This is a genomic window from Roseisolibacter sp. H3M3-2, assembly GCF_029211165.1.
Classification (GTDB): domain Bacteria; phylum Gemmatimonadota; class Gemmatimonadetes; order Gemmatimonadales; family Gemmatimonadaceae; genus Roseisolibacter.
Window position 1 is genome coordinate 1 of record NZ_JARGEK010000264.1, and the last position, 7,021, is coordinate 7,021.

Here is a 7,021-nt window from a genome sequence, read left to right on the forward strand (position 1 = left end):
CGCGGTCACCTACGGCGCCGGGCCGACCGCGATCGCGCTGCGGCCGCGCGGCACGTTCGTGGTGCGCACCTCGCACCCGCGGCTGCGGGCGGCCGGCGTCTGGCTCGCCACCGACTCGGTGCGCACCGACGGTACGGGCGGGGCGACGCTGACGCTCGCCGTGCCGGGGCCCGAGCGCCTGCGCGCGCTGGCGTGCGGCGGCGACGGGCGGGAGTCGGCCGACCGCGGCGTGGTCGTGGTCGCGCTGCTCGACAGCGCCGCGCAGGCGCCGGCGGCCGACGTCCCGGTGCGGCTCGTGGCCGCGACGCCGTCGGTGGCGCGGGCCGGAACCCGCACCGTCGTGCGGAGCGGCGGCGTGCGGATGGACGGGCGCACCGACGGGCGCGGGCGCGTCGTGTTCTGCGACGTGTCGACGCGCGGCGCGCTGACGCTGGTGCGCGGCGAGGGGGAGAACGCGACACGCCGTGCGCTCGAGCTGCCGGCGCACGGCGTGCTGCTGCTCACGTGGTGAGCGGACCGGCGTGAGGCGTCAGGCCGGGTAGACCTCGAAGATCCCGGCCGCGCCCATCCCGCCGCCGACGCACATCGTCACCATCCCGCGCCCGCCGCCGCGCCGCCGCAGCTCGTGGATCAGCTGCGTCGTGAGCTTGGCGCCGGTGGCGCCGAGCGGGTGGCCGAGGGCGATGGCGCCGCCGTTGACGTTGACGCGGTCCATGTCCATGCCGAGGTGCCGCGCCACGGCCACCGCCTGCGCCGCGAACGCCTCGTTGAACTCGATCAGGTCGATGTCGGAGAGCTGCATCCCCGCCTTCTTCAGCGCCTTCGGGATGGCGTTGATCGGGCCGACGCCCATGATGTCGGGGTCGATCCCCGCCACGGCGTAGGTGATCAGCCGCGCCAGCGGCCTGAGCCCCTCCGCCTCCGCCTTCTCGCGGCTGACGACCGTGAGGGCCGCGGCGCCGTCGGAGTACGGGCTGGCGTTGCCGGCGGTGACGGTGCCCCCGTTCGGCTTGAAGGCCGGGCGCAGCCTGGCGAGCGTCTCGACGGTGGTCTCGGGGCGCGGCAGCTCGTCGCGGTCGAACACGCCGTCGGTCACCGTCTTCTTCGCGCCCTGCCAGGAGACGTTCCTGACCGGCACCGGCACGATCTGCTCGGCGAAGACGCCCGACTCCACCGCGCGCGCGGCGCGCTGCTGGCTCCCGGCGGCGAAGGCGTCCTGGTCCTCGCGCGACACCTGGAAGCGCTCGGCCACCCGCTCGGCGGTGAAGCCCATCCCGATGTAGCTCTCGGTGAGCTCGGGGTGGAGGCGCGTGTGGTACCCCGACATCGGGACCTGCGACATCATCTCGACGCCGGCGGCGACGACGACGTCCTGCATCCCGCTCATCACCGCCTGCGCGGCGCTGGCGACGCTCTGCAGCCCCGACGAGCAGAAGCGGTTGATGGTGGCGGCCGAGGCGTCGACCGGGAAGTTGGCGGCGAGCGCCGCCTGGCGGGCGACGTTGAGCCCCTGCGACGCCTCGGGCATCGCGCACCCGACGATGACGTCGTCGATGTGGCGCGGGTCGACGCCGCCGCGCAGCGCCGACTCCTTCATCACGAGCGCGGCGATGTCGATCGGGGTCACGCCGGCCCGCGCCAGGGCGCCGTCGGCCTTCCCCTTGGCGACGGCGGTGCGGACGGCGGAGACGATCACGGCTTCGGGCATCGGTCAGTTCCTCAGCGGCTTGCCGGTCTTCAGCGTGTAGGCGATGCGCTCCTGCGTCTTCTCGTTGCCGAGGAGCTTGAGGAACGACTCGCGCTCGAGGTCGAGGATGTCCTGCTCGGTCACGGTGCGCGGCGGGCCGTCGCCCCCGCACAGCACGTAGGCGATCTCGTGGCCGATCTGCACGTCGTACGGCGTCGCCTGCCCGGCCTCGTGGAACGAGAACAGGGCGTACGACAGGTTCCCCATCCCCTCCTTGCCGAGCGCGCGGATGGTGCGCGGCGCCGGCGCCACGTAGTCGGGCGCGAGGTCGAGGACGCGGCGCTTGGCGTCGGCGATCAGCCGGTCGCGGTTCATCGACACGCGGTCGTGCGCGCGCAGGAAGCCGATGCGGCGCGCCTCGAGCGCGCTGGTCGACGTCTGCGCGGTGGCGATGATGCGGAAGGCGCGCTTGACCGCCTCGAACGGGTCGGCCTCCTCGTACGGCTCGAGGTCCTTCGTGAAGCGGAAGAGCAGCTCCTTGGTGCCGCCGCCGCCCGGGAGCAGACCGACGCCCGCCTCGACGAGCCCCATGTACAGCTCCGCGTGCGCCTGCACCGCGTCGGCGTGCAGCGCGAACTCGCACCCGCCGCCGAGCGCCATCCCGGCCGGCGCGACGACCACCGGGAACGGCGCGTAGCGGATGCTCTGCGTCGCCTGCTGGAAGCGGTGGATCGCCTGCTCGATGACGTCCCACATCCCGGCGATCACCGCGCCCGTGCTCTCGGCGAGGTCGGCGCCGGCGGAGAAGAACTTCGGGTCGTCGTTGCCGATGACCAGCCCCGCCATCCCGTCCCGCTCGATGCGCTCGAGCGACGTGGCGAGCAGGTCGAGCACCTTCGAGCCGAGCGCGTTCGACTTGCCGCGGAACTCGAGCAGCGCGACGCCGTCGCCGAGGTCGAGGAGGCGCGCCCCCTCGTTCTGCGCCAGCACCCGGCCGGGCTGCGCGGCGACCTGCGACAGGCGCACGTTGCCGGCGATCGGCGCGACCGCCTGGTAGCGGCCGTCGAAGCCGAGCACCTCGTCGCCCCGGTAGAACGCGCCCTGCGCCTGCTGCAGCAGCGCCGGGACCGCGTCGCCGCGCTTCTCCAGCTCGGCCTTCACCCAGTCGACGCCGAGCATGTCCATCACGCGGAACGGGCCGGCGTCGTGGCCGTACCCCCACTCCATCGCGCGGTCCACGCTCGGGATGTCGTAGGCGAGCGACGGGGACGTCTCGGCGGCGTAGCGGGCGGTGTCGAGCAGCACGGCGCGCACGAAGTCGCCGTACTTGCCCGGCAGCGTCTTGAGCCCGGCGATGCGCTGCGCGAGCGGGGCGCGCGTCGCGGCCTTGAGCTCGGGCGTCTCGAGGCGCTGCTGCGGCACGTACTGTCCGGCGCGGAAGTCCCAGGTCTGGATGTCCTTCCCGACCTTCTTGTAGAAGCCGCCCTGCGTCTTGTCGCCGAGCTGCTTGCTGGCGACCATCGCCTCGAACCACGCCGGCAGCGGGAACGACTCGCCGGTGGCCTGCGCCAGCCCCTTCGTGACGTGCACGAGGACGTCGATCCCCGAGAGGTCGCCGGTGCGGAACGTCGCCGACTTGGGACGGCCGAGCAGCGCGCCGGTGAGGCCGTCCACCTCGTCGATGGTGAGGCCGTACTCCTCCATGCGCGCGATGGTGCGGTTCATCCCGTACACGCCGAGGCGGTTGGCGATGAACCCGGGCGCGTCCTTGCAGATCACGATCCCCTTGCCGAGCACCGACTCGCCGAAGGCGCGCACGCTCTCGACCACCGCCGGGTCGGTCTCCGGCGTGGGGATGATCTCGAGCAGGTGCATGTAGCGCGGCGGCGCGAAGAAGTGCGTGCCGAGGAACTGCTTCCGGAACCGCTCGGAGCGCCCCTGCGTCAGCACCCCCATCGGGATCCCCGACGTGTTGGACGAGACGATCGCCGTCGGCTTGAGCACCTGCTCCAGCCGCTCGTAGAGCGCCTGCTTGGGGCCGGGCTGCTCGATGATCGCCTCGATCACGAGGTCGCAGTCGGCGAGAAGGGCGAGGTCGTCCTCGGTGTTGCCGGTGCGGATGAGCGCGGCGCGCTCGCCGTCCATGAAGGCGGCCGGCTTGGCCTTGAGCGCCTTCTGGACGGCGCCCCTGGGGATCGCGCCGCGGTCGCCGCCCTCCGCGGGGATGTCGAGCAGCACGACCGGGAGCCCGGCGGAGGCGGCGAGGGCGGCGATGCCGCTCCCCATCGTCCCGGCGCCGACGACGCCGACCTTGCGGATGCGCGGGCGGGCGGCGGGGGCCTGAGCGGTCTCGCCGAGATCGAAGCCGAGGTCGAGGCCGGCGAACGCCGTTCGGCTGGGTCCGGCCGTGGAGGTCTCTTGGGACATCGGGGGCGGCGCTCCTCAGGGTGCGAGGTCAGGGCGGGCGGCGCGGGCGCGCTCGCCGGCCCGCGAAACATCCCTCCCGGTCCGCGCCGACGGAAGGGGGCCGAACGGGGGGGCGGGGGCGACGCGGCGCGGCCCCGAGTGACGCGCACCACCACACGCCGCGCGTCGGGCATGGCCGTTGCCTTGGGGGAGGGCAACCCGGGGCGATACCGGCCCCGGCTCACTCTTCGGAGACTTCCATGACGCTCCTCACCTGGCTCATCGTCGGACTCGTCGCCGGTCTGCTCGCCTCGTTCGTGATGGGCGGCGTCGGCTACGGCCTGATCGGGGACATCATCATCGGCATCATCGGCGCCTTCGTCGGCGGCTGGCTGTTCAGCGCCCTCGGCGTCGCGAGCCCCCTCGGCGGCCTCGCCGGCACCATCCTGGTCGCGTTCATCGGCGCGGTGGTCCTGCTGTTCGTGCTGCGCATGATCCGCGGCGGCCGTCGACGCGTCGTCTAACGACCGTCGCGCGTCCGAGATCGTACGACGAGGGGCCCGGCGCGGTGCGCCGGGCCCCTCGCACGTGCGCGCGTGCCCGGTGCGTCGCGGCGGCGCTCAGCGGACGCGCGTCGCGGTCCACTGGAGGCCCCAGGTGTCGCAGGTGTTCGCGTGCGCGCCGATGCGCAGCTTGCCGCGCGCCGACGTCGGGCCGACGAAGTGCGCCTGGAAGGCCCAGTGCACGCCGGCCTTCTCGTCGTGGTAGGTGCCGTTGACGGCGCCGCGGTCGACGACGAGCTGCGCGCCGCGCGTGACGTAGTCCGCGCGCTGGGTGCGGCCGTAGCTGCGCCCCATCCCGACGCCGGCGTCGCTGCACCGGATGTCGCCCTCGAACTCGATCGCGGTGATCGCGCGGCCGTCGGGGGCGACGGTGAAGCGCACGAGCCCCGCCGCGTTGGAGACGCGCGCCTCCCAGACGCCGCCGCGCGGGGCGACGCCCGTGGGCGCGAACTCCTCGGGGGGGAGCTGGGTGTTCGCGCCCGCTCGCACCGGAACAGGGGGAGTGGCGACGGCGGGAGTCGCCGGGGCGGGAGTGGCTGCGGCGGGCGTGGCCGGGGCGGCGGCCGGCGGGGGCTGGCGGCGGCGCGGCTGGTCGACGGCGACGCCCGTCGCGCGCTGCAGCTCCTGCACGACGTCGACGTGGCTCTGCGAGCGGGCGCGGTCGAGGGCGGTGCGCCCCTCGGCGTCCGCGTGCCTCGGGTCGGCGCCGCGCGCCAGCAGCTCGCGCACGACGTCGAGGCGGCCCCAGTACGCGGCCGACGCGAGCGCGGTCGAGCCGTCGCCGGTGGGGAAGCCCGGGTCGGCGCCCTCGTCGAGCAGGCGGCGCACCTGCGCCAGGTCGCCGAGCAGGCCGGCGGCGCTCTTCAGCTCGACCGCCATCTCGAAGTTCGAGCGGCCGTTGCGCGGGACGCGGATCTCGGGGAGCGGCTGCCCGCGCTCGGCGGCCTCCAGCAGGCGCGCCACGTCGAGGTGCCCCGCCCTGGTCGCGAGGTCGCGCGCGGTCTCGCCGCGGTCGTTCTCGAGCAGCGGGTCGGCGCCGCGCGCGAGCAGCAGGCGCGCGATCCCGACGCGCCCCCAGCTGGCGGCCGACATGAGCGCGGTGAGGTTGCCGTCGCGCGGCGTGTCGGCGCGGACGCCGGCGGCGAGCGTGCGGGCGACGGCGGCGGAGTCGTTCCGCATCGCGGCGGTGGCCATCTCGACCGCGTGCTGGAAGGCCGTCTGCGGCTGCGCGCCGGCCGACGGCGCGACGCCGCCGAGGAGGGCGAGGAGGACTGCGCCGGCGACGAGCGGACGGCGGGCGGTGCGGGAGAGCGGCATGCGCGGGGCTGCGGGGTCCGGGTGGCCTCGCTGGGACGAGGCGACGGTCACAGCCCGGACGCGGCACCGTCCGCGCGCGTCACCGACGGCACGGCGCGCCGTCCGCGCCCATCAGCCCCCGGCGACCGCGCGCGCGAACGCGTCCAGCTTCCCCGCGTCGAGGCGCCCGTCGGTGCGGACGCCGCTGCACACGTCGATGCCGAAGGGGCGGACGCGGGCGACGGCCTCGCCGACGTTGCCGGCGTGCAGCCCGCCGGCGAGGAAGACGGGGACGTCGACCAGGTCGCGGATGGCGCGGCTGAGCGACCAGTCGTGCACGCGGCCGGTGCCGCCGAGCTCCTTCACGGCGAGGCGCGGGTTGCCGCTGTCGAGCAGGAGCGCGTCGACGAACGGCGCGACCGCCTCGGCCTCGCGCACCGAGTCGTCGTCGAGCACGTGGACGACCTGCACGAGGCGGACGACGGGGAGCGCGACGCGCAGCCGCTCCAGCATGTCCTGGGCGACGAAGTCGACGAGCTGCAGGGTGTTGACGCCGGTGCGCCGCGCCTGCGCGACGATCGTCGCCGCGTCGGTGCGCGGCGTGAGCAGGAAGGTCGCCACCGCCGGCGGGACGCGCGGCACCAGGTCGGCGATCGCGGCCTCGTCGATCGCGCCCGGGCCGCTCGGCATCGGGGCGACGAAGCCGAGGGCGTCGGCGCCGTGCGCGACCGCGATCCCCGCCTCGGCGCGGGTGCCGATGCAGCAGACCTTGAGGCGGACGTGCGCCGGCGCCGGGGCGATCACGTGCGCCGCGGCCGCGCCGCGACGGCGCGCTTGAGCAGCGCGATCTGCCCGCCGTGGTAGGCGTTGTGCTCGGCCAGCCCGGCGAGCATGCCGAACACCGTGTGGCGCACCCCCAGCTCGGCCTCCGAGGGCGGCGGCGCGCCCGGCTCCGGGGTCGGCGCCACGCGCGCGTCGAGTCGGGCGGGGTCGAGGCGCTCGAGCGCGGCGGCGGGCGCCGCGCCGGAAGTCGGAGGCCAAGCGGTCTTAGGAAGACAAATCGTGGTCT

6 protein-coding genes and 1 pseudogene are annotated in these 7,021 nt (G+C 75.1%); 2 read left to right on the forward strand and 5 right to left on the reverse strand.

The window, feature by feature from the left end; translation table 11 throughout:
- On the forward strand, window positions 1–511 hold a 511-nt coding region (locus PYV61_RS18215), incomplete at its 5' end, for a hypothetical protein (RefSeq protein WP_275834239.1).
- A gap of 18 nt (window positions 512–529) precedes the next feature.
- Here PYV61_RS18215 and PYV61_RS18220 read toward each other — a convergent pair.
- Together PYV61_RS18220 and PYV61_RS18225 are read right to left on the reverse strand one after the other, a co-directional pair.
- Window positions 530–1,708: a thiolase family protein gene (locus tag PYV61_RS18220; RefSeq protein WP_275834240.1), complete on the reverse strand. Its 1,179-nt coding sequence runs from the start codon at window positions 1,706–1,708 to the stop codon at window positions 530–532.
- 3 nt (window positions 1,709–1,711) lie between these two features.
- Window positions 1,712–4,114 carry a 3-hydroxyacyl-CoA dehydrogenase/enoyl-CoA hydratase family protein gene (locus tag PYV61_RS18225; RefSeq protein WP_275834242.1) on the reverse strand — a complete coding sequence of 801 codons (2,403 nt, stop codon included), beginning with the start codon at window positions 4,112–4,114 and terminating at the stop codon, window positions 1,712–1,714.
- Between the two features lie 239 nt (window positions 4,115–4,353).
- On the opposite strand from PYV61_RS18225, the gene PYV61_RS18230 reads away from it, so the two are divergent.
- On the forward strand, window positions 4,354–4,617 hold the full coding sequence (locus PYV61_RS18230) for a GlsB/YeaQ/YmgE family stress response membrane protein (protein ID WP_275834244.1): 264 nt from the start codon (window positions 4,354–4,356) through the stop codon (window positions 4,615–4,617).
- 96 nt (window positions 4,618–4,713) lie between these two features.
- On the opposite strand, the gene PYV61_RS18235 is transcribed toward PYV61_RS18230, so the two are convergent.
- The 3 genes and pseudogenes from PYV61_RS18235 to PYV61_RS18245 form a co-directional block, all read right to left on the reverse strand.
- Complete coding sequence (locus PYV61_RS18235) at window positions 4,714–5,973, reverse strand: ankyrin repeat domain-containing protein (protein WP_275834245.1); 1,260 nt, start codon at window positions 5,971–5,973, stop codon at window positions 4,714–4,716.
- Between the two features lie 111 nt (window positions 5,974–6,084).
- Window positions 6,085–6,753, reverse strand: coding sequence for a phosphoribosylanthranilate isomerase (locus PYV61_RS18240; RefSeq protein ID WP_345785258.1), 669 nt, complete (start codon window positions 6,751–6,753; stop codon window positions 6,085–6,087).
- Window positions 6,753–7,021: pseudogene (locus tag PYV61_RS18245) on the reverse strand (hypothetical protein); the annotation flags it as partial. The gene PYV61_RS18240 and the pseudogene PYV61_RS18245, both read right to left, overlap by 1 nt.

Coding starts and splice junctions, on each gene's coding strand:
- PYV61_RS18220 (WP_275834240.1), bottom strand. CDS start 1,708: ATGCCCGAAGCCGTGATCGTCTCCGCCGTCCGCACCGCCGTCGCCAAG.
- PYV61_RS18230 (WP_275834244.1), top strand. CDS start 4,354: ATGACGCTCCTCACCTGGCTCATCGTCGGACTCGTCGCCGGTCTGCTC.
- PYV61_RS18225 (WP_275834242.1), bottom strand. CDS start 4,114: ATGTCCCAAGAGACCTCCACGGCCGGACCCAGCCGAACGGCGTTCGCC.
- PYV61_RS18235 (WP_275834245.1), bottom strand. CDS start 5,973: ATGCCGCTCTCCCGCACCGCCCGCCGTCCGCTCGTCGCCGGCGCAGTC.